This window comes from Mycolicibacterium wolinskyi (assembly GCF_002101965.1).
GTDB lineage: Bacteria > Actinomycetota > Actinomycetes > Mycobacteriales > Mycobacteriaceae > Mycobacterium > Mycobacterium wolinskyi.
The window spans coordinates 65,974-87,267 of record NZ_LQQA01000029.1; the positions used below are offsets into that span (position 1 = coordinate 65,974).

Below are 21,294 nucleotides of genomic sequence, written 5' to 3' on the forward strand. Positions count from 1 at the left end.
ACCGAACTTACTCCAGAGTAAGAACAGTGGGTAATATGGCCCCGGACAACCCGACAGTGGGAGGCAAACACATGGCGAACAACACAACAAGGCGTCGCGTTGCCGTATTGGGTGGCAACCGGATTCCGTTCGCGCGGTCCGACGGCGCGTATGCCAATGCCTCCAACCAGGACATGTTCACCGCGGCGCTGGACGGCCTGATCGACCGCTTCGACCTGGCCGGGGAGCGGCTTGGCGCCGTCATCGGCGGCGCGGTGCTCAAGCACAGCCGGGACTTCAATCTCATGCGTGAGTGCGTGCTTGGCAGCGCCTTGTCGCCCTACACGCCTGCCTACGACATCCAGCAGGCCTGCGGTACCGGCCTGCAGGCCGCGACGGCGGCCGCCAACGCCATCGCGCTCGGCCAGTACGAGGTCGCGGCGGCCGGCGGCGTGGACACCGCGTCGGACGCGCCGATCGCGTTCGGCAATGACCTGCGGCGCGTGCTGCTCGGGCTGCGCCGCGCGAAATCCAACGTCGACCGGCTCAAGCTGGTCGGCAAGCTGCCCGCGGCGCTCGGCGTTGAGATTCCGGTGAACAGCGAACCCCGCACCGGCATGTCGATGGGTGAGCACGCCGCCGTCACCGCCAAGAAGATGGGCATCAAGCGCGTCGACCAGGACGAACTCGCCGCGGCCAGCCACCGCAACATGGCCGCCGCCTACGACAACGGCTTCTTCGACGACCTGGTCACGCCGTTCCTGGGCCTGTACCGCGACAACAACCTGCGCGCCGACTCGAACCCGGAAAAGCTCGCGAAGCTCAAGCCCGTGTTCGGGGTCAAGGCCGGTGACGCCACGATGACCGCGGGTAATTCCACTCCGCTCACCGACGGCGCGTCGGTCGCACTGCTGGCCAGTGAGGAGTGGGCGGCCGCGCACGGGCGCGAACCGCTGGCCTACTTCCTGGATTCCGAGACCGCCGCCGTCGACTACGTCAACGGTCCGGACGGTCTGTTGATGGCGCCCACGTACGCGGTGCCGCGCCTGCTCGCCCGCAACGGCCTCACCCTGCAGGACTTCGACTACTACGAGATCCATGAGGCGTTCGCGTCGGTCGTGCTCGCCACGCTGGCGGCCTGGGAGTCCGACGAGTACTGCAAGGAACGGCTCGGCCTGGACAGTGCGCTCGGCTCGATCGACCGCTCCAAGCTCAACGTCAACGGCTCCTCGCTCGCGGCCGGTCATCCGTTCGCGGCCACGGGCGGCCGCATCGTGGCCCAGCTCGCCAAGCAGCTGCACCTCAAGAAGAAGGAAACCGGTCAGCCGGTCCGCGGCCTGATCTCGATCTGCGCCGCGGGCGGCCAGGGCGTCGCCGCCATTCTGGAGGCCTGACCAGGGCTGATACCGCGAGGTCAGACGGCGACAAAACATTCGAAAAGTTTGTTTTGGAAGTGTGTAACGGCCGTCCCTAGGGCGCCGATACATGGGTAGCTCCGTGTTGCCGTCTGACCCCCCGACCCGACGGCAACACGGGGCCACCTTTTGGAAACACCCCATGAACGTCGGTCGAAATTTCCTCTGGTCTGAGGGGTACCCGAGGCGTACGATCGACCGTACGACGGGTTCGGGAGTGACTGATCCAAAGAGTCGGTTTACGGGGTGAAAAACCGGCGGCGCGAGACGAACTGAGACGCCCCCAAGTGTCCTCCCGAACCCGCCCTATTTTTTTGCCCAACCCACCACTTAGCGTGGGCACATGCAGATCAGCATCCTCAGCTCACTCAGTGATACCGGCGGCCGCTCGCCGATCGACGCCACCGTGCAGACCCTGGCCCAGTTGCGCGACGAGGGATTCCGCCGGGTGTGGATGACGCAGATGCCCTACGAGCCCGATCTGCTGACCGTCCTGGCGGTTGCGTTCCGCGAGGTCGACGGGATCGAGGTCGGCAGCGGGGTCATCCCGATCCAGAACCAGCATCCGATGCTGCTCGCCCAGCGCGCCCTGACGCTCAACCTGATCAGCCGTGGCCGGTTCATCCTCGGACTCGGCATGACGCACCAGGCGGTCACCGAGGGGATGTGGGGCATCCCGTGGGACAAGCCGGTGCGGCGGCTGCGGGAGTACCTCGACGGGCTGCAGCCGCTGCTGGCCGGTCGTCCGGCCGACGCGCCAGGCGAGACCGTCACGACGCGCGGTGCGCTGCAGATCCCGGGCGCCGTCGCGCCCGACGTCTACATCGCCGCGCTCGGGCCGCAGCTGCTCAAGCTCGCTGGGCGGCACACCGCGGGCACCGTCACCTGGATGACCGGACCCAAGACGCTGGCCGAGCACGTCGCACCGACGCTGCGCGACGCCGCCGCCGGGCGGAAAGTCAACGTGGTGGCCGCACTCCCGGTCAGCGTGACCGACGACGTGGACGGCGCCCGCGCACAGGCAGCCAAACAATTCGCGATGTACGGCCAACTGCCGTCCTACCGGGCGATGCTCGACCGCGAAGGCTATGCCGGACCCGAGGACGCCGCGATCATCGGCGACGAAACCGCCGTCGCCGAACGGATCCGGGCCCTCGACGGCGTTGACGAATACGTCGGTGTGGTGTTCGACGCGTCACCCGAGACCAGGGCCCGCACCCGTGCGCTGCTGCGCCGACTCGATGCCTGACGGTGTGGACAACCGCACCACCGATTGGCCGGGCAGCACGCTCGTCGGGTGCCGCTCCGTCCGGCGACCATGGTTCCCGTGACTACAACCGCGTTGGCACCGTCGGCCACCCATGACGACTGGCGCCGAATCCTGCTGACCCCGCTGCGGGCACCCGCCTGGCGGGCCTACCTGTACTTCGTGCTGATCAGCGTGCTCGCCGTCGCCGGTGTGGTGTACCTCTTCTGCACCGGGCTGGTGTCCGGGCTCCTGCTCGTCACGTTGATCGGGGTACCGCTGCTGGCGTTGGTGGTGCTGAGCGGGCGGTTGTGGAACCGGCTCTACCGAGCACTGGCCCGAATCGTCGGGGTCCAGATCGACGAGCCCGAGCGCTTCGTCCGCCCTGCCGGCTGGCCGCACACGGTGGCGGCCGCGCTGACCGACGTGGTCGGCTGGCGTGCCCTCGGGTTCCTGGCTCTCCAAGCGATCGTTATGACACCGGTCGGCTACTTCGTGCTCGTCGGAATCGCCATCTCGGCGGTGCTCGTGGTCGCGCCGGCGCTGTGGCTGATCACCGGGGAGTCGGTCGTGAGCTTCGGCGAGCCGGTCGATTCGCTGGGGCTCTACCTGTTGATGGCCGTCGGCGGCGCCGTCGCCCTGTACCTGCTGGGCTGGGCGATGATCTGGATCGGGCGCGCTCATCTGTGGCTGGCCAAGACCTTGTTGGCGTCCACCGGCCGGGAGCGCCGGGTGGCGCAGCTCGAGCAGGCCCGCGCCGAGGTCGTCGACGACGCCGCCGCGCGGTTGCGCCGCGTCGAACGCGATCTGCACGACGGCACTCAGGCCCGGCTCATCGCCGTGGCGATGACGCTGGCGCGCGCCGAAGAGCAGTTGGCGCAGCCCGACCGTGCCGACCGTGCGCGTGAACTGGTCGCCGATGCGCTGGCCAACACCCGCGACACCCTCACCGAGCTACGCGACCTGGTACGCGGAATCCGGCCGCCCGCACTGGATCTCGGGTTGGGTCCCGCGGTGCAGACCCTTGCGGCCCGCAATCCCATCCCGGTGGAGTTGGTCGACGACATCAAGGTGCGACCGTCGCTCGGCGTGGAAACGTTGGCGTACTTCTGCGTGGCCGAGCTCCTGGCGAACGTGTCCAAACACTCCGGTGCCACCCAGGCCACGGTATGGCTGCACAGCGATGGCACCGAACTGCGGATAGCGGTCGCGGACAACGGTTCCGGCGGGGTCACCCCGGCGAACGGATCTGGCTTGACCGGGCTGGCCGACCGGCTGCGGATGGTCGATGGAACGCTCGAGATCGACAGCCCGGAGGGCGGTCCCACCACGGTGACCGCTGTGGTGCCGTCCGGAGCGGAGCGATGACCCGGCTGGCAATCGCCGAGGACAATGCGATCCTGCGCGACGGCCTGACCCAACTGCTCTTGGAACGCGGGCACGATGTGGTGGCCAAGGTCGGCACCGCCGAGGAACTCCGCGATATCGCCGACACCTTGAGCCCCGAAGTGTTCGTGATCGACATCCGCATGCCACCCACATACACCGACGAGGGGTTGGTCGCGGCGGTGTCACTGCGGCGCACCCACCCGCACATCGGCGTGCTGCTGTTCTCGCAGTGGGTCGAAACACGTTACGCCGCCGAACTGTTGGCCGGTCGTCCGGAAGGCGTGGGTTATCTGCTCAAGGATCGGGTCGCCGATATCGGCGAGTTCGACAGTGCCGTACGACGCGTCGCGGCGGGCGGGACGGCACTGGATCCCGAGGTCGTGCGCCAACTCATGGGCGCCCGGCGCGGTGTCGACGTGCTCGACCGCCTGACCGCGCGCGAACGCGAAGTGCTCGCCCTCATGGCCGAGGGGCATTCGAATAGTGGCCTGGCGGACAAGCTTTCGATTTCCGAGCGGGCTGTCGAAAAACACGTCACCAGCATCTTCGCCAAACTGAACCTGCCACCGTCACAAGCTCACCATCGCCGTGTGCTGGCGGTCGTGACGTATCTGAATTCCTAGGTGTGCTCGCCAGGGACGGTGGTGCGCTGGTGCGCCACGTCGACGGGTCCGCTGAGAGACCAGACCGTGAGATAGGCCAGCCCGAAAAACGCTGCGACGGCGATCGCCACGCCCGTCGACTGGACGTAGGCGAACGGCGAGCGCACCCACTCGAGCGTGGCGGCCACCACCGACTCCGGCCGGGTGACAAGATCCCAGGAGTTCCATCGCTGGAACCGGCCGATCACCACCCCGATCGCACACAGTCCCACCGAGACGACGACGGTCAGCCAACCCCACGCCCGGCCGAGATCACGGTCGACGCGCTGGTGCACCAGCAGCAGGGACACCACCCCGAGAAGAATCCCGGTCCAGGCCGCGAACCCGTACTGCAATACGTGGCGCCACAACTCATAACCCTCGCCGAGATGCACGAGATCGGTGACCAGGTAAGGCGCATTCGGTAGAAACGCCAACCAGATCAGGCCGAGCGGTACCAACCACAGTCGCCGGCGCACCACTGCGAATCCGACGGCGAAGACCATGGGAATCCAGGCCAGGAACAAATTCCACACTAGGAACCGAGTGGGGTAGGACAGCGGCGCGGCCGGATCGGTGACACCGAGCACCAACGTCAGCCCGGTCGTCGCCAGCAAGGACAAGATCAGGACGACGCGACGGGCGTTGGTCATGGCTCCAGTTTGCCGGGTGGACCGACGTCTCAGGATTTCAGTACCACCACTGAGCGCAGGACGTCGCCGGCGTGCATTTTGTGGAAGGCGTCTTCGATCGCGTCGAGGCCGATGCGTTCGGAGACGAATTTTTCCAGCGGCAGCCGGCCCTGCAGGGAGAGGGAGATGAGGGTGGGGAAGTCGCGTTCGGGTAGGCAGTCGCCGTACCAGGAGGATTTGAGTGATCCGCCGCGGGAGAAGAAGTCGACGAGCGGCATTTCCAGGGTCATGTCGGGGGTGGGCACGCCGACCAGCACGACGGTGCCGGCCAGGTCGCGCGCGTAGAACGCCTGCTCATAGGTCGCAGGCCGACCCACCGAATCGATGACCACATCCGCACCGTGACCGTCGGTCAGATCTTGAATCGACTTCACCACATCCGCATTGGCGGCATTGACCGTGTCGGTGGCGCCGAACTCCCGCGCCCACTCCAACTTTCGATCATCGAGATCGACGGCGATGATCTTCTTGGCGCCGACGAGGGCGGCGCCGGCGATGGCGGCATCACCGACGCCGCCGCAGCCGATGACGGCCACGGTGTCGTCGCGACCGACGGCTCCGGTGTTGATCGCCGCGCCGATGCCGGCCATGACGCCGCAGCCCAGCAGCCCGGCCACGGCCGGATCGGCCTCGGCATCGACCTTGGTGCACTGGCCCTCATGGACCAGGGTCTTGTCGGCGAACGCGCCGATACCCAGGGCGGGGGTGAGTTCGGTGCCGTCGGTCAGCGTCATCTTCTGCGCGGCGTTGTGGGTGTCGAAGCACAGGTTCGGGCGGCCCCGCTTGCAGGCGCGGCATTCCCCGCATACTGCCCGCCAGTTCAACACCACGAAGTCGCCGGGCTCGACATGGGTGACGCCCTCGCCGATGGCCTCCACGGTGCCCGCGGCCTCGTGGCCCAGCAGGAACGGGTACTCGTCGTTGATGCCGCCCTCGCGGTAGGTCAGATCGGTATGGCACACCCCGCACGCGATGATGTCGACCACCACCTCACCCGGACCCGGATCCGGGATCACGATGTCGACCAACTCGACGGGCTGCTTCTTGGACCGCGAAATCACACCGCGCACTGTCTGAGGCATGGTGAGTCCTTTCTTTGAGTTCCATCGATGCGCTTGCCGGCGATCAGCGGTTGGCCCGGCCAGTGCCTACGATGCGGTGTTGAAGAAGACGTTCTTCACTTCGGTGTAGGCGTCGAGCGCATCTGGACCAAGTTCGCGGCCCAAACCTGACTGCTTGAAACCGCCGAACGGCGTCGTGATGCGCACGGAGGTATACGAGTTCACGGCCAGTGCCCCCGCGTCCACCCCACGCGCAACGCGCATCGAGCGTGCGGCGTTCGACGTCCAGATCGATCCGGCCAAGCCGTAGATGGTGTCGTTGGCTCGGGCAACCGCCTCGTCCTCGCTGTCGAAAGCGAGGACGGAGACAACGGGCCCGAAAATCTCTTCACGCGCCGAACGATGGTCGTCGGCGATGGGATGAAGCACGGTGGGGGCAAACCAGTACCCGGGCCCCGTCGGCGCCGAACCACGGAACAGCACGGGTGCGTCATCGACGTAGCTCTGCACGGTGGCGGCATGACCCGCCGAGATCAGCGGGCCCATCTGAGTGTTCTCCGCGAGCGGGTCGCCGACGACGATGTTGGAGACGACCTTCTCGAGTTTCTCGAGGAACGTTTCCAGAGCGGACCGTTCGACGAACACCCTCGACCGTGCGCAGCAGTCTTGTCCCGAGTTCCCAAAGACCGCGCCCGTCAGGCCCTCGGCGGCCGCGTCGAGGTCGGCGTCGGCGAACACCAGCGCCGCCGACTTACCGCCCAGTTCCAGGGTCACGCGTTTGATGCCCTCGGCGGCACGCCGCGCGATGTCCTTGCCGACATCGGTCGAACCGGTGAACGCGACCTTGCCGACCGCGGGATGCTCGACGAGCTGGCTGCCGATCGTCCGTCCCGGGCCGACGACGACGTTGAAAAGACCCGCGGGTAGCCCGGCCTCGACGGCGAGCTCGCCGAGCCTCAATGACGTCAGCGGTGTGAGCTCAGCGGGCTTGAGCACCACCGCATTGCCAGCCGCCAACGCCGGCGCCACCTTCCAGGCGGCGATCGTCAGCGGATAGTTCCACGGCGTGATCAGCCCCACCACACCGATGGGTTCGTGGAACGTCATGTCCACGCCGCCGGCCACCGGAATGGTGTGTCCCATAAGGCGTTCCGGGGCGGCAGCGTAGTAGCGGAATGTCGCTGCGACGCCGGCGATCGCGCCACGGGCATCGCTGATGGGCATGCCGACGTTGCGGGCCTCGAGCTGGGCCAGGGCTTCGCGGTTGTTGTCGACCGCCGCCGCGATGGCCAACAGCACCTCAGCACGGAACTGGGGTGGCTGTGCGGCCCACTGCCGCTGCGCGACGGCGGCGCGGGCGATCACATCGTCCAGCCCCGCGGGTGTGATCTGTTCGAGCGATTGGAGGACCTTCTCGGTCGCGGGCTCGATTACGTCGATGACGGCCATGTCAGTGGTTTCCTCCGAGAGCGTGAGTTGCGCTGTTGATGAAGTCGGTCAGTGCGTGTTGCAGTTCGGCCGCCTCTGGATGCCACTGCACCCCGAGCACGTACCGATGGTCGGGCCATTCGATTGCCTCGGGCAGTTGATCGGGTAGCGACCGAGCCGTGACGACGGCGCCGTTGCCGAGCCGGTCCACGCCTTGGTGGTGGTGCGAGTTCACGACCTGTATTCCGCTGCCGCACAACCTCGCCGCGTGCGTGTCACAGTCCACCTCGACTTCGTGGAACGTCGCGTGGTCGAGCCGTCCCGGGCTGGGGCGGTGTTCGGCGTAGCCGGCGTCGAGCAGGTGTTGATGCAACGTGCCTCCGGCCGCGACGTTGAGAACCTGCATGCCTCGGCACACTCCGAGTACGGGAATGTCCCGCCGCATGGCTTCCCGGGCCAACATGAGCTCGAACTCGTCGCGCAGCGGTTCGGTCGCCTCGGTGCGGCCGTTGTTCGCCGCTCCGTACGAAGACGGCTCGACGTCGACACCGCCGATCAACAGCAGCCCGTCGATGCGGTCGATGAGCAATCCGGGGTTCTCGACCGCGCGCGTGTCGGGCACGAGGCCGAGTGGGATCCCGCCTGCCGCATGGATTTTGGCGAGGTAGGTCGCGGGGATGATCGCGGCCTGCTGATTCCAGAAGCCCCAGCGGGCGATTTCGAACGCCGTGCAGACGCCGATGACCGGTACGGTCACGTCTGATCAGCCGATCTCGTGGGCGAACTTCGCCTCTGCCTCGGTGAGGCAGCGGTCGACGATCTCGATGGCGCGCTCGGCTTCGCTACGCGTCAGCACGAACGGCGGCGCGAGGTGCAAAACATCCCACACCCGGGTGACCAGGCCCTCTTCCTGCGTGCGCAGTGCGAGCTGCTTGATGAACGGATGCGATGTTCCCCACGCTTCGCGTGTCTCCTTGCTCTTGACGAAATCGATTGCGCACAAGAGACCTTTGCCGCCACGGACATCACCGACAGTGGGGTGGCTGCGCAGCTCCTGGGCGAGCTCGAACAGGTACGTGCCCATCTCGGCGGAGCGTTCGACCAGGTTTTCGCGTTCGAGGATCTCGATGTTCTTCAGGGCAGCGGCAGCTGCCACGGCATGACCGCCGAAGGTGATCAGGTGTCCGAGTGCGTGCCCGTCGGGACGGAAATCGTCAAAGATCGACGACCGGACCGCCACGGCCGCAACCGGTGCGTAGCCACTCGAAAGGCCTTTGGCCATGGTCATGATGTCGGGAACAACGCCGTAGTGCTCGGCGGCGAACACCTTGCCCGTGCGTCCCCAGCCGGTGATGACCTCATCCATGATGAGCAGAACGCCGTACTTGTCGCAGATTTCGCGCAGCATCTGCCAGTACACCGGGCTCGGCAGGTGAGTCCCGTTGGCGACCGAGATCGGTTCACCGATCACCGCGGCGACATGCTCCGGACCCTGGATGAGGATCTCCTGCTCGACATAGCGGGCGCACATGATGTCGCCGGCCTCGCCCTCAAGACCGAAATCGTTGCGATAGTGGTTGGGGTTGGGCACCTTGCTGACGCCGGACATGAACGGCCCGAAGTACTTTTCGCTCGCACTGCCGGTCAGGCTCGCAGCGCCGAACGTGGTGCCGTGATAGGAACCACGCCGTGCAATGATCTTGTAGCGCTTGCCAAATCCGCGTATCACCTGCACCTGCTTGGCGATCTTCATCGCGCTCTCGACTGCCTCGGATCCGCCCGAGCACAGGAACACGCGGTCGAGGTCGCCCGGGGTGAGGGACGCGATCTTGCCGGCAAGCTTGATCGCTGCCGGGTTGGCGGCATTCGATGCGGCGGTGTAGGCAATCTTGCCGGCCTGTTCGGCCATGGCCTCACCGATCTCGGTGCGGCCATGGCCGGCCGCCACCACGAACAGCCCGGCCAGGCCGTCGATGTACTCCTTGCCGTTCACGTCGATCAACGTCGAGCCGCTGCCCTCGACGAAGACCCGTAGCCCGCCCTGGATCAGTTCGTTCCATTCCAGGTCGTTGCTGTGCAGCCAAAGGTGGTCGAGAGCTTGTGTCTCCAGCTCGTGGCGAGTTTGCAGTGACGTCATGATGTGTTCCCTTTCTTGATGATTCGTCTTGTCACCAGCCGCGTTGGGCGAGGCGGTGTGGGGTGGGGATGTCGTCGACGTTGATGCCGACCATGGCTTGGCCGAGGTTGCGGGAGACTTTGGCGAGGACGTCGGGGTCGTCGTGGAAGGTGGTGGCTTTGACGATGGCGGCGGCGCGTTGGGCGGGGTCGCCGGATTTGAAGATGCCCGACCCGACGAACACGCCCTCGGCGCCGAGCTGCATCATCATCGCCGCATCGGCGGGGGTGGCGATGCCGCCGGCGGTGAACAGGGTGACGGGTAGTTTGCCGGCGCGGGCGACCTCGGCGACGAGTTCGTAGGGGGCTTGGAGTTCTTTGGCGGCGACGTAGAGTTCGTCGTCGCGCAGGGTGGTGAGCCGGCGGATCTCGCCACCGATCTTGCGCATGTGGGTGGTGGCGTTGGAGATGTCGCCGGTGCCGGCTTCGCCTTTGGAGCGGATCATCGCCGCGCCTTCGGTGATGCGGCGTAGTGCTTCACCGAGGGTGGTGGCTCCGCAGACGAAGGGGGCGGTGAAGTGCCATTTGTCGATGTGGTGGGTGTAGTCGGCGGGGGTGAGGACTTCGGATTCGTCGATGTAGTCGATGCCGAGGCTTTGCAGGATCTGGGCTTCGACGAAGTGTCCGATGCGGGCTTTGGCCATCACGGGGATGGTGACGGCGTCGATGATGGCTTCGATCATGTCGGGGTCGGACATGCGTGCGACGCCGCCTTGGGCGCGGATGTCGGCGGGGACGCGTTCGAGGGCCATGACTGCCACGGCGCCGGCGCCTTCGGCGATGCGGGCTTGTTCGGGGGTGACGACGTCCATGATCACGCCGCCCTTGAGCATCTCGGCCATACCCCGCTTCACCCGCGCGGTACCGACGTTTATCGGAGATGGGTCGACCGCGAGTTGATTGGATTGTGACACGATCCATTTTCTACCGTGGCGGTGACGGTCCGTCAAGACGTGGTCCGTCGTGTTCCCTGGGGCGGCCCGCAAAGTCGTTGATTACGGGACTGTTTCGTCGGCTCATCGACTGCACGTTGACGTCTCAGGTATTGCCAAGCGTCAGGACGTCTGATAAAAAGGCGCTCACCGAACTCCATTTAAGGATGTGCGATGCCGATCTACACAGTCCTTGGCCCCATCGAACCGTCCGAGTTGGGCGAAACCAGCATGCACGAGCACCTGCTGATCGACGGTCGCGTCTGGTTCGAACCCGCGCGTGAACCCGTTCCGGAACCACCAGCGGTCAGCCTCGAGAACTTGGGATTTGTTCACTGGAACCTGGTCAGTCTCGAGGACAATCTGCTGATCGACGACGTCGACCTGGCCGTGCGAGAGCTTGAGTACTTCGCTGGCGTGCCGAACGCCGGCCTGGTGGACCTCACCAACATCGGCCTCGGCCGCCGGATCGATGATCTGGCAACGATCTCCAAACGAGCCGGCCTGCACGTGATGAGCGGCTGCGGGTTCTACATCCACGACTCTCACCCCGACTACGTCGAGCAGTGGAGCGTCGATCAACTCGCCGAGCTGCTGATCGGTGAGCTCCGGGTAGGCGTCGACGGCACGGGCATCAAAGCGGCGCTCATCGGTGAGATCGGCACCAGTTCACCGGTCACCGAGCGGGAGAAGAAGGTGCTCGCCGCGGCCGGTACAGCCGCGGTGGAGACACAGGCATCAGTGAGCATCCACCTGGAGCCACGCGGTGCGGAAGCGCTGAACGTACTGGAAATCTTGTTGGGTCAAGGGATGTCGACCGATCGCGTCATCATGGGCCACCTCGACGAACATCTCGACAAGGCCTATCACGCCGATGTCGCGCAGTCCGGCGTCGCGATGGCATTCGACACGTTCGGTTCCGACTTCTACTTCAGTGGCCTGTTCAAGGATCCCACCGACCTCGAACGGATCGACCACCTCCTGCCCCTGCTGCACGACGGCCACGCCGAGCAACTGGTGTTGGCCTGTGACGTGTGGACGAAGGCAAATCTCAAGCACTACGGCGGTTTCGGATACGACCATCTGCACCGCCGCATCCTGCCGCTGCTACGTGACGAGCACGGGGTCAGTGACGACACGATCACGCAGATGATGGTCGGCAATCCCCGCCGATTGCTAAATCGGCCTTGAGCCCATCGACTTAGAGGAAAGTCAGTTGTCCACAACATATGCCGACTCGGCAAGGGCCGACGTCGTGAACGGCCTTCCGGCTGACGCACATTCAGTCGTACCACTCTTCCCGGATATCCACGGAAATCTGCGTGGGAAGCTCGTGGATCCCAAGCTGATCAGCTCCGACCGGGCACTCACCGAAGAAATTCCCACCACCGATCTGTTGCTCGCGGTCGACCCCCTCGATGAGCCGATCACCACGCTGTCCACCATGGGGCTGAAGGGCGGCGCGAAAGATCTCCTGCTGCGTCCCGATCTCACCACGCTGCGTCCGATGCCGTGGTTCCCGGCCGCCTACCTTCTGCTGGGTGACCTGTACGAGACCAGCGGCGAGCCATGTGCCGTCAGTCCGCGTCAGGTCCTGCGCAGAGCCCTGGATGCGCTCGCAAGTCATGGACTGAAGCTCAAGGCGGCGTTCGAGTTCGAGTTTCGGCTGTTCCGCGAAGGCACGTGGGAACCCGCGACTGCCGGCTTGAGTTACAGTCCGCTGACCCTCTCCCATGTCACCGACTTCATCGGCACCCTCCGCCGATATGCCGACGAGCTACGACTCGGCCTCTCCGTCGTGCACAGCGAGGGGGCGCCCGGCCTGGTCGAGGTCAACGTCGACCCGCAGGACGGTGTGGCGGCCGCCGACACCGCAGCATTGTTGCGGCTGGTCGCGGTCGAAGCCGCCCGCAGGCACGGCCTGTCTGCCAACTTCATGGCCAAACCCGTTGCGCACGAAGAAGGATCGAGCGCACATGTGCACTTTTCGATGTGGGACGAAGTCGGCGACAACGCATTGGGTGCGGCCGCGGGCAATCGAGACGATGAGTTCTACCGGCGCGCGGCGTGGGGAATGCTCACCCATCTGCCCGCCCTCAGCCTGATCTACAACCCGACGATCAATTCGTACAAGCGGCTCGTTCCCGGCTACTTCGCACCGGTCAGTGCGGCCTGCGGGCCCGACGACCGCTCCTTTGCCCTTCGCGCACTGCTGAAGAGCCCGGCGGCGAGCCGATTCGAACTGCGACGTCCCGGCGCGGATTGCAATCCATACCTGACGCTGGCAGCCATCGCGGCGTCGGTGCATCTCGGCTTGATCGATCGCACTGTGCCCGACCGTGGCCAACTCGACGGTCACGATGGTGCGCTGCCTACGAGCCTCGAAGGGGCGATCGTCGAATTCCGCAACCGGGACGGACGTTTGGACCAGGTCCTCGGTGCTGAGTTCTGCACACATTATCTGCACACGCGGGAATGGGAATTGCACGCATGGCAGAACGCTGTGAGTGAATGGGAAAGGCAGCGCTATGCCTGAGTCGCAGGAAACCACTGACGCCGTGGCGAAAGCCGAGCGCTACGAACAGGAACTGAGCCGCAGCCTTGGCCTGTGGGGCAATGTCGCGTTGTGCGTCGCTGCGATCACGCCCGCTGTCGGGGTTTTCGCCATCGCACCGATCCTGCTCAACATGGCCGGGACCGGCGCGGTATGGGCGTTGGTCATCGCGGGCCTGCTCGGACTGTCGATGGCAGCGTGTTACGGCGAACTGGGCAGCGCCTATCCGATCGCGGGCGGTGACTATTCCGTCGTGGCCCGAACCCTCGGCAAGGCCGCGGGCTTCGTGTCCCTGGTGTTCACCGGACCGGTGTGTGCGTTTCTGATCCCCGCGGTGGTGGCGTTGACGATCGCCACCTACCTCAACGTCGTCGTGCCCCTCGACGCGCGTTGGGTCGGCGCCGCGGTGATCGCCGTCGGGACGGTCATCGCGATCCTCGGCGTCCGGCTGAGCGCGCGGCTCGTCGGCCTGCTGCTCGCGGTCGAACTGCTGGTAGTCGTCTTCGTAACGGTTCTCGGTTTCGTCAAGACCCAGCATTCACTGGTCGAGGTGCTCACGCCCACCGTATTCGGGCCCGACGGTCCGCAAGCTCTGGCCGTGGGCACCCTCATGGCGGCGGTCGCCGTTGCTGCCTTTACGTACAACGGTTTTCAAGGTGCACTGTTGTTCTCCGAGGAGACGTCGGGCGGCGGGCGCAACATCGCCCGTTCGGTGTTCATCTCCTTGGCGGTCGCGGTGTCGTTCGGTGTCATCCCGGTGCTCGGCGGCCTGCTGGGAGCGCGATCGCTGGAGGAATTCACCACGTCGCCGACGCCATGGCAGCAGTTCCTCACCGATACCGGCGGCGAGCTGTTCAACACGATCGTCAGCCTCGGTATCGCGCTGGCGGTGGTGAACGGCGTCATGGCGCTCACCCCGTACTTCGCTCGGGTCATCTACAGCTCGGGCCGCGACACGATGTGGCCTGCGCCGATCAGCAGGGCGCTGGCCAAGGTGCATCCGCGGTTCGAGACACCATGGGTCGCAACGCTTGTCATCGGAATCGCCGGCATCATCTTGATTCTGACGATGGATGTCGAGGCAATGGCGACCGTGATCGGCACGGTCATCGCGTTGGAGATGATCCTCGTCGCGCTGTCGGCGATCGTCAGCAGGGTTCGCTTTCCCGAACTCGTCCGGCCGTACCGCATGCCGCTGTGGCCGGCAGCGCCGGTGGCTGCGATCGCGCTGTGCCTGGTAGTACTCGTCGAGCAGACGCGAAAAGACCAGCTCACCGCCGTCGTCATCGTCGTCGTGTCCCTGGCGTACTACGCCGGCTATCTGCGGACCAGGGCGGCGACGCACATGAAGATGCTCGACCCCGCCGAGTCCGACTGAGGAATGCGCCGGTCATGACGAGCAGTGTCGAGTGGGTAGCATTGTGCGATGAGCCATCGCAGGCGAGCGGGTCGGCTGAGCGCATGAGTCTCCTGATCAGCGGCATATCGAGCGGGGCCGTGTCGCTCCCGCCGAGCCACGTCGACGTCAACCGGTACGTGGCCGATCTCGTTCGCCGAGAGATTCGCCTCGGCCTGCTTCCCCCCGGTTCGGCGCTGCCCTCCGAGCGGGATTTCGCCGAAATGCTCGGCGTCGGCAGGACTCCGGTCCAGCTGGCATTCCGCCAACTGCAGTTGGAAGGCCTCATCGAACGCCGCCGTGGTCGCAACGGCGGAGCCTTCGTCCGAGGCGCAGGCGAAGACGAGTCGCGCTTCCACGACGTCATCATGGAAGCCATCGAGAACCGCGACGAGATCCGCCTCGCGATGGAGTACCGGTGTCTCGTCGAACCCTCGGTGTCACGGCTGGCAAGCGAAAGGCGCACGGCGACAGAGCTGAACGACCTGGAGGCCGCCCACGCGTTGCTGCAGGAGGCGTCCGACGACGCCTCGTTCATGAGAAGTGACGCGGTCTTCCATCTGACGCTGGCGCACATCACCGCGAACCCCTTCTTGATCCGCGGTATCGAGGAGTCCCGGCAGTGTTGTCACCCCGCCTTGGCGTTGCTGCCCGAGGGCGGCACGTTCCACGAAGCCACCATCGCAGAGCACCAGGAAGTTCTGGAGGCGGTGCAGGCGCGCAAGCCCGACGAGGCCGAGCGAGCGATGAGCGCGCACGTTCAACGAAGTATGTGGAGCGTGCAGAAACTACTTGCGACGCTCAAGGATCGCCACGTGGAGGCTTCGGCCGGGTGACGATGCGTGGCTCACTCGCCGGAGTAGCCGGCAAAATAATCGGCGAGCATGCGCCTGACCTCGGCGATCGTGGCCGGGTCGCCGTCGGGGTCGTCGGTGAAAGCCAGCTGGAAGAGGCGTTCGACGGCGTGCATGGCGACTCTGCACTGCAGTTGGGTGAGCGAACCGAACAGCGGAGTGTGCCTGCGGAATTCGGCCAGGACAACGGCTGCGAAATCGTCGATCGCCTGGTGATCGAGCTGTCTGACCCGGTGCGTCAGGTTCTGGCGCACCCACAGCTCCCGGATCAATGGAATCCGGTGTTCGGCAGTGTAGAAGTCGATTACGGCGTCGACAATCTCGATCCATCGGTCGCCGGGCCTGCTGCGCAGTGCCTCCTCGAACGCGACCGCCGACTGCTGGATGCGCTGGTATGACAGTTCGTCGAGGACGCGTTCCGGAGTCTCGAAAAACGCGTAGAACGAGCCCCGGCTGATCCCCGACTTGTCGAGCAACAGCGTCGGCGACCCGACCACCGCTTCATAGCCGACCTCTTCCACCAACTCTGCCGCGGTGTCGAGGATGCGCTGGATCATTGCCCTCGACCGCTCCTGAAGCGGCCGCTTACGCAACCCGCCGGCTAGCTCGTGATGCCAGGCGGTGCCGACCGTCGGACTCACGGACTGTGCCACCCATGCCCCCTAGTTGATCGCATGCCTGCTCCGCAGTGGTGCCGGCACCGCGAGTGTAACCGGGTCGCGATTCCAGTCCTGTTACCGGTCGGCCGACAGGTTGCGCGCCGATTCGAAGTCGTCGCGTAACCGGTGTGTAAACCCCGCTTGCACCTATAGACACGCCCAGTTCGGGGATTTATTGTGTGAAATACGCGACTCAAGTCGCGTCTCTAGTCTAAATTCAGGTTCGACCGATTTTCGGCCACTTTTCCGAGGTGAACCAATGTACGACCCAAACCTGGTCGCCGCCCCAGCGTCGGCTTCCAATCCGCTACGACCGGCGATCGCCGTCGTCGGCAGCGGTCCGTCCGGCTGCTACGTCGCTCAGTTCCTCGCCAAGCAGTGGGCGGATGCCGACATCACGATCTTCGAATCACTCCCGGCGCCGTACGGCCTCATCCGCTACGGCGTCGCCGCTGACCATCAGGGTGCGAAGGGTGTGGCGCGCCAGTTCGATCGCATGTTCACGAAGGGCTCGGTGCGGTTCGCCGGCAACGTGTCGGTGGGCCGAGACATCGATTTCGACCTCTTGGCGGGCAGCTTCGACATCGTCGTCCTGGCGACCGGTCTTCCCAAAGATCGGCCGTTGGGAATTCCGCAAGAACCAGGGACACGCGTGCTCGGCGCAGGGGCACTTCTGCGGGCCCTCAACGGTTTTCCGTCCAAGACGTTGCCCCAAGACGCGACCGGCCGCCACATTCCGCTCGGCCGGCGGTTGGCGGTCGTCGGAATGGGAAACGTGGCCGTCGACGTGATTCGGTTGCTGTCCAAGGACCGTGACGGCTTCGTCGGCTCCGACATCGACGACGAGTTACTCCACGAACTGCGTCCGGCCGCACCGGAGACCATCGATGTCATCAGCCGATCGGCGGTGACCGAGGCCAAGTGCGACACGGCGATGCTGCGTGAAGTGGTGTCCCTGAGCAACATCGACCTCGAAGTGACCGGGCTGCACGAACACGACAGCGGGCCGACGGCAGATCTGTTGCGTCCGTTCGCTTGCTCGCCGGCGCCAACGAGCGCCGACACCCATCGCACGCGGGTGCGCCTGCACTTCGGCGTCGCACCCGAACTCATCGAGAACAGCCACGGCTGCACGCTTCTACGTGCCCGCCGTCGGTACGGTGACCATCGCCTCGTCGACTTCGCGGTAGACACGTTGATCACCGCGGTCGGCTTCACCTGTGGTCCGTCCGATGATCGATGCTGCCCCTCCCAGGCGTGGGCGGGTGCCCACGTCTATCGCGTCGGGTGGCTGAGCCGCGGCGCAAAAGGGACGATCCCGGAGAACCGCAAGGACGCGCAGCGGATCGTCGGTGAGATCGTCAAGGACGCTGAATCACGACGAATTCCGCTGGGAAGGCCTGGTTTTCGCACGGTGGAAGCGCTCGTCGGAGACCGCGTCGTCAGCTTCGAAGACTGGCAGCGGATCGAAGCCTACGAGCGTCGATCCGCCCACCCCGACCGATGTCGCCGCAAGGTCGTAGATCTCGACAAGATGATCGAGATCGCAACCGCACCGGTGACCAGCAATCTCTAGCCCTTCGAACACGAACAATCCGACAGGAAGGCCAACGCATGGACACGGTGACGATTCTCTTCGGCACGGAATCCGGAAACTCGGAGATGGTGGCCGACGACATCTCCAAAGCCCTGGAAGACAACGGGATCAAGAGCGAAGTCTTCGACATGGAGGACTACGACGTCGGTGACCTCGGCATGCGGGAGATGGTCATCATCGTCTCCTCCACGTACGGCGAGGGCGACCTGCCCCATACCGCGCTGCCGTTCTTCACGGCGCTCAACGAGCTCAAGCCCGACTTGTCGTCCACACGCTTCGCCGCATTCGGCCTGGGCGACAGCACATACGACACCTACAACCGCGGTATCTCGACCCTCGCCTCGGCGTTCGCCGACCTCGGCGCGACGCAGGTCGGAGAGACCGGCCGCCATGACGCCGACAGCGGACTCGATGCCTCCGACGTCGCGGTTCCCTGGATCAACGACCTGTTCGCCGCCGCGCGGGTCTGACGCGCCCGACTCCCTCCAACCTCAAGAAAGACAACGGATATGACCGAAAACCAGTTGGCGGCCGATCCGCCCGTAGTGCCGGCCGGCGGCGGAACTTCACAGTCCAACCTCACCGGGAACATGGGCGTGGGCTCGCTGATGCTCACCGTCCTCGCATTCTCCGCTCCCATCGCCGCCGTCGCCGGCTTCATCCCGTTCAGCATCATGTTCGGTGGCGAGGGGGCGACTCTCGTGTTCGCCATCGCGACAATCAGCATGCTGTTGTTCGCCGTGGGCTATGTGACGATGACCAAGTCGCTGCCCAAACCCGGCTCGTTCTACGCCTTCATCAGCGCCGGTATCGGTAAGGCAACCGGATTGGGCGCCGCGTTCATGGCGGTCGTTTCCTACCTGTTGATGCTGAGCGGATGTTTCGTGTTCACCGGTCTGACCGTCACCGAACTGGTGTCGAGCATGGGCGGTCCGGAGACCCCGTGGTGGCTGTGGGCCATCGGCTGTTGGGTGATCGTCAGCATCTTGTGTTACTTCCACATCGAGGTGTCGGCCAAGATCCTAAGTGTCGCCATGGTTTTGGAAGTGGCGATCGTGATGGTGTTCAACGTGGCGGTGTTGCTGCGCGGCGGCGGCCCGGACGGATACTCGGCCACCCCACTCAACCCGGCCAGCCTGTCGCACGGCGACTTCGGGATTGCGCTGCTGTTCGCGATCATGATCTTCATCGGATTCGAAGCGACGGCGCTCTTCCGTGACGAGGTTCGGGACCCGGACCGGACGATTCCGCGGGCGACCTATGGCGCGGTGCTGTTCGTCGGCGCGCTCTACACGGTGTCGTGCTACCTGCTCACCACGGCCTATGGCGCGAATGCCGTGCAGGCGGCGACGGACGATCCGAAGATGATGTTCCCGGGCGCCATCGGTGCTTTCGCCGCACCCGTGTTCACACAGTTGACTTTTGCCTTCATCATCACCTCCGAGATGGCCGCGGCGATCTCGGTCCACAACGTGACCGCGCGCTACATCTACAACCTCGGCGTCGACAAGGCGCTGCCCGCGGTATTCGCCCAAGTGCACCCACGGCACGGTTCACCCGCGCGTGCGGCCGTCGCGGTCGCGGTCGTGGTCGCTCTGCTGGTCCTGCCGCTCGGTCTGGCGAATCAGGCAGGCGTGGGACTGGACGCGCAGCTGTTCGGGCTGGGAACAGTCGGTGTTCTGGCCTTGATGACCCTGGTGAGCATCGCGGTGATCGTGTGGTTCAGCCGCAGGGGAATCCCGCCTGGCGCCAGCTGGTTCAAGTGCTTCGGCGCGCCGGCCCTGGCCGTCGCCGCCCTGGGACCCACCATCGTGCTCGCGGTACTGCACTTCGATCTCGTCGTGGGTGGCGCACCCGGGCAGAACCTCGGACTGCTGCTGGTGCTCGGCGCTTCGCTCGTGCTCGGTGCGGGGCTCGCGCTGTACTTCCGTTCGGCCAAGCCTCAGGTGTTCGCCCGTTTGGGCCGGGCCGACACCGGCGAGGTGGAGAAGGCCGACGCCGTCGTGCCGACTCGCATGTGACCACGAAACGTCAAGGTGCACAGCCTAGTTGAGAGGAATTATCATGACAGTGACCCAGACTCGGACGACGAGTGACTGTCCGGCCACCCGGGATTATCTCCCGTGGAAGGACCCGGAGCTTCGTATCGACCCCTACCCCTTCTACGCCCGAGCGCAAGCCGAGGCGCCCGTCTCGAGGGACGAGGACGGTACGTTCGTCCTCACCAAGTTCGAAGACCTCATGCACTACGGCCGCCTCCCTTCGGTGATCATCGCGCCGGAGTGGGAGAAGGCCGGGGGATGGCGCATCCTCAAGGACATGGCCCTGGGCCACGACGAGCCCGACCATACGCGGCTGCGCCGATTGACCAGCAAGTGGCTGACCCCCAAGCGGATTCAGGACTGGGTCAAGATCACCGCCGCGGTGACCGATGAGATCCTCGATCGGGTCGGCGCGGACGGGCTGGTCGATGGGTCCGCCCTCGGGGTCGAGGCCACCCACGTCACGGTGTGCCGGCTGCTGCAGGTGCCCGAGGACGAGATCGAATCGGTGCGGCGCGAGATGCGCAAGGCCATGCCCGTCCTGAGTGCGGTACCCGATGCCAGTGACTTCGAGGCCTGCGAGGAGGCCCACGAGTATCTGCGGGCGCGCACCGCATTCCTGATCGAGCACAAGCGGGCGAATCCCGGCGATGGGCTCCTCGATCACCTGCTTGCCCTGCAGGACAGCGGCGAGATGACCGAGGCCGAGGTCTTCGCGACGACGCTGTTCTTCTACTTCGTCGGGCATATGGATGCCAGTTATCTGATCTCGTCGGGCCTGCACATGTTCACCCGACGGCACGACATCTTCGATGCCTTCCGGGCTGAGCCGGATGTCCGGCAGGCCATCGTCACCGAACTCGTCCGCTTCGATGCACCGGAGCCGGTGATCACCCGAACGACCACGGAGGACTTGGTCATTCGCGGTGTTCACGTTCCCGCCGGCAGCGTCCTGCGCTTGGTCATGGGGGCGGCCAACCGCGACCCCGACATCTTCGACAACCCGCACGAGTTCGACTTCAGGCGGCCCCCGGAGCAGTCGCGCAACCTGACGTTCAGTTTCGGCAGCCACAGCTGTCAGGGCCGGCTGCTGGCCGAAGCCGAGGTCCGGGTGGTGTGGGAACGCATCGCCGCCCGCTACTCCCGCATCGAACTCGCGGGGGAGCCGGTCATCAAGAACACCGACGCCTCACGGCACTACTACACCCTGCCACTTCGTCTGTGCCCGTAACGA

Annotated in this window: 19 protein-coding genes; 12 read left to right on the forward strand and 7 right to left on the reverse strand. The window is 65.4% G+C overall.

Translation table 11 applies throughout. From position 1 onward, the window contains the following. The first annotated feature begins 71 nt into the window (after positions 1-71). The 4 genes from AWC31_RS21570 (at position 72) to AWC31_RS21585 (ending at position 4,652) form a co-directional block, all read left to right on the forward strand. Positions 72-1,373, forward strand: coding sequence for an acetyl-CoA C-acetyltransferase (locus AWC31_RS21570; RefSeq protein ID WP_085146341.1), 1,302 nt, complete (start codon positions 72-74; stop codon positions 1,371-1,373). 364 nt (positions 1,374-1,737) lie between these two features. Continuing rightward, entirely contained in the window at positions 1,738-2,643 is a 906-nt protein-coding gene (locus tag AWC31_RS21575; protein ID WP_085146026.1) for a TIGR03564 family F420-dependent LLM class oxidoreductase, read from the forward strand. A 69-nt stretch (positions 2,644-2,712) separates the two neighbouring features. Next, entirely contained in the window at positions 2,713-4,008 is a 1,296-nt protein-coding gene (locus AWC31_RS21580; RefSeq protein ID WP_085146342.1) for a sensor histidine kinase, read from the forward strand. Beyond that, positions 4,005-4,652, forward strand: coding sequence for a response regulator transcription factor (locus AWC31_RS21585; RefSeq protein WP_085146027.1), 648 nt, complete (start codon positions 4,005-4,007; stop codon positions 4,650-4,652). The genes AWC31_RS21580 and AWC31_RS21585 overlap by 4 nt, the downstream gene beginning before the upstream one ends. Here AWC31_RS21585 and AWC31_RS21590 read toward each other — a convergent pair. The 6 genes from AWC31_RS21590 to pdxS form a co-directional block, all read right to left on the reverse strand. After that, entirely contained in the window at positions 4,649-5,323 is a 675-nt protein-coding gene (locus AWC31_RS21590) for a DUF1361 domain-containing protein (RefSeq protein WP_085146028.1), read from the reverse strand. The genes AWC31_RS21585 and AWC31_RS21590 overlap by 4 nt on opposite strands. A gap of 29 nt (positions 5,324-5,352) precedes the next feature. Continuing rightward, positions 5,353-6,444 (reverse strand): S-(hydroxymethyl)mycothiol dehydrogenase, encoded by a 1,092-nt coding sequence (locus tag AWC31_RS21595; RefSeq protein ID WP_085146029.1) that lies wholly within the window; start codon positions 6,442-6,444, stop codon positions 5,353-5,355. Positions 6,445-6,510: 66 nt separating this feature from the next. Next, entirely contained in the window at positions 6,511-7,872 is a 1,362-nt protein-coding gene (locus AWC31_RS21600; protein ID WP_085146030.1) for an aldehyde dehydrogenase family protein, read from the reverse strand. Position 7,873: 1 nt separating this feature from the next. Beyond that, entirely contained in the window at positions 7,874-8,608 is a 735-nt protein-coding gene (locus AWC31_RS21605) for a gamma-glutamyl-gamma-aminobutyrate hydrolase family protein (protein ID WP_085146031.1), read from the reverse strand. Positions 8,609-8,614: 6 nt separating this feature from the next. Then, positions 8,615-9,988, reverse strand: a complete 1,374-nt coding sequence (locus tag AWC31_RS21610; RefSeq protein ID WP_085146032.1) for an aminotransferase family protein — start codon at positions 9,986-9,988, stop codon at positions 8,615-8,617. Positions 9,989-10,019: 31 nt separating this feature from the next. After that, positions 10,020-10,901: a pyridoxal 5'-phosphate synthase lyase subunit PdxS gene (gene pdxS / locus AWC31_RS21615; protein ID WP_110775224.1), complete on the reverse strand. Its 882-nt coding sequence runs from the start codon at positions 10,899-10,901 to the stop codon at positions 10,020-10,022. 231 nt (positions 10,902-11,132) lie between these two features. On the opposite strand from pdxS, the gene AWC31_RS21620 reads away from it, so the two are divergent. From AWC31_RS21620 to AWC31_RS21635, 4 genes are all read left to right on the forward strand, one after another. Continuing rightward, on the forward strand, positions 11,133-12,149 hold the full coding sequence (locus tag AWC31_RS21620; protein WP_085146034.1) for a phosphotriesterase family protein: 1,017 nt from the start codon (positions 11,133-11,135) through the stop codon (positions 12,147-12,149). A gap of 142 nt (positions 12,150-12,291) precedes the next feature. Further along, a complete protein-coding gene (locus AWC31_RS21625) occupies positions 12,292-13,494 on the forward strand; it encodes a glutamine synthetase family protein (RefSeq protein ID WP_234816944.1) in 1,203 nt (400 codons plus the stop codon). Then, positions 13,487-14,890, forward strand: coding sequence for an APC family permease (locus AWC31_RS21630; protein WP_234816945.1), 1,404 nt, complete (start codon positions 13,487-13,489; stop codon positions 14,888-14,890). Before AWC31_RS21625 ends, AWC31_RS21630 begins: the two co-directional genes overlap by 8 nt. Positions 14,891-14,973: 83 nt before the next feature. Beyond that, a complete protein-coding gene (locus AWC31_RS21635; RefSeq protein ID WP_165766018.1) occupies positions 14,974-15,744 on the forward strand; it encodes a FadR/GntR family transcriptional regulator in 771 nt (256 codons plus the stop codon). An 11-nt stretch (positions 15,745-15,755) separates the two neighbouring features. On the opposite strand, the gene AWC31_RS21640 is transcribed toward AWC31_RS21635, so the two are convergent. Next, the gene (locus AWC31_RS21640; RefSeq protein ID WP_234816946.1) at positions 15,756-16,415 is read right to left on the reverse strand and encodes a TetR/AcrR family transcriptional regulator; all 660 of its coding nucleotides are present in this window, start codon (positions 16,413-16,415) and stop codon (positions 15,756-15,758) included. Positions 16,416-16,680: 265 nt separating this feature from the next. Between AWC31_RS21640 and AWC31_RS21645 the strand changes: the two genes are divergently transcribed. The 4 genes from AWC31_RS21645 to AWC31_RS21660 are packed head-to-tail and all read left to right on the forward strand — an operon-like array spanning position 16,681 to position 21,291. Then, the gene (locus AWC31_RS21645) at positions 16,681-17,997 is read left to right on the forward strand and encodes an FAD-dependent oxidoreductase (RefSeq protein WP_085146037.1); all 1,317 of its coding nucleotides are present in this window, start codon (positions 16,681-16,683) and stop codon (positions 17,995-17,997) included. A gap of 38 nt (positions 17,998-18,035) precedes the next feature. After that, positions 18,036-18,488 (forward strand): flavodoxin domain-containing protein, encoded by a 453-nt coding sequence (locus AWC31_RS21650; protein WP_085146038.1) that lies wholly within the window; start codon positions 18,036-18,038, stop codon positions 18,486-18,488. A 39-nt stretch (positions 18,489-18,527) separates the two neighbouring features. Next, positions 18,528-20,039, forward strand: coding sequence for an APC family permease (locus tag AWC31_RS21655; protein WP_085146039.1), 1,512 nt, complete (start codon positions 18,528-18,530; stop codon positions 20,037-20,039). A gap of 43 nt (positions 20,040-20,082) precedes the next feature. Then, positions 20,083-21,291, forward strand: a complete 1,209-nt coding sequence (locus AWC31_RS21660) for a cytochrome P450 (protein ID WP_085146040.1) — start codon at positions 20,083-20,085, stop codon at positions 21,289-21,291. Positions 21,292-21,294: the final 3 nt, after the last annotated feature.

Coding starts and splice junctions, on each gene's coding strand:
- AWC31_RS21575 (WP_085146026.1), top strand. CDS start 1,738: ATGCAGATCAGCATCCTCAGCTCACTCAGTGATACCGGCGGCCGCTCG.
- AWC31_RS21580 (WP_085146342.1), top strand. CDS start 2,713: ATGGTTCCCGTGACTACAACCGCGTTGGCACCGTCGGCCACCCATGAC.
- AWC31_RS21570 (WP_085146341.1), top strand. CDS start 72: ATGGCGAACAACACAACAAGGCGTCGCGTTGCCGTATTGGGTGGCAAC.
- AWC31_RS21650 (WP_085146038.1), top strand. CDS start 18,036: ATGGACACGGTGACGATTCTCTTCGGCACGGAATCCGGAAACTCGGAG.
- AWC31_RS21645 (WP_085146037.1), top strand. CDS start 16,681: ATGTACGACCCAAACCTGGTCGCCGCCCCAGCGTCGGCTTCCAATCCG.
- AWC31_RS21590 (WP_085146028.1), bottom strand. CDS start 5,323: ATGACCAACGCCCGTCGCGTCGTCCTGATCTTGTCCTTGCTGGCGACG.
- AWC31_RS21630 (WP_234816945.1), top strand. CDS start 13,487: ATGCCTGAGTCGCAGGAAACCACTGACGCCGTGGCGAAAGCCGAGCGC.
- AWC31_RS21620 (WP_085146034.1), top strand. CDS start 11,133: ATGCCGATCTACACAGTCCTTGGCCCCATCGAACCGTCCGAGTTGGGC.
- AWC31_RS21585 (WP_085146027.1), top strand. CDS start 4,005: ATGACCCGGCTGGCAATCGCCGAGGACAATGCGATCCTGCGCGACGGC.
- AWC31_RS21595 (WP_085146029.1), bottom strand. CDS start 6,444: ATGCCTCAGACAGTGCGCGGTGTGATTTCGCGGTCCAAGAAGCAGCCC.
- AWC31_RS21600 (WP_085146030.1), bottom strand. CDS start 7,872: ATGGCCGTCATCGACGTAATCGAGCCCGCGACCGAGAAGGTCCTCCAA.
- AWC31_RS21660 (WP_085146040.1), top strand. CDS start 20,083: ATGACAGTGACCCAGACTCGGACGACGAGTGACTGTCCGGCCACCCGG.
- AWC31_RS21655 (WP_085146039.1), top strand. CDS start 18,528: ATGACCGAAAACCAGTTGGCGGCCGATCCGCCCGTAGTGCCGGCCGGC.
- AWC31_RS21610 (WP_085146032.1), bottom strand. CDS start 9,988: ATGACGTCACTGCAAACTCGCCACGAGCTGGAGACACAAGCTCTCGAC.
- AWC31_RS21635 (WP_165766018.1), top strand. CDS start 14,974: ATGAGTCTCCTGATCAGCGGCATATCGAGCGGGGCCGTGTCGCTCCCG.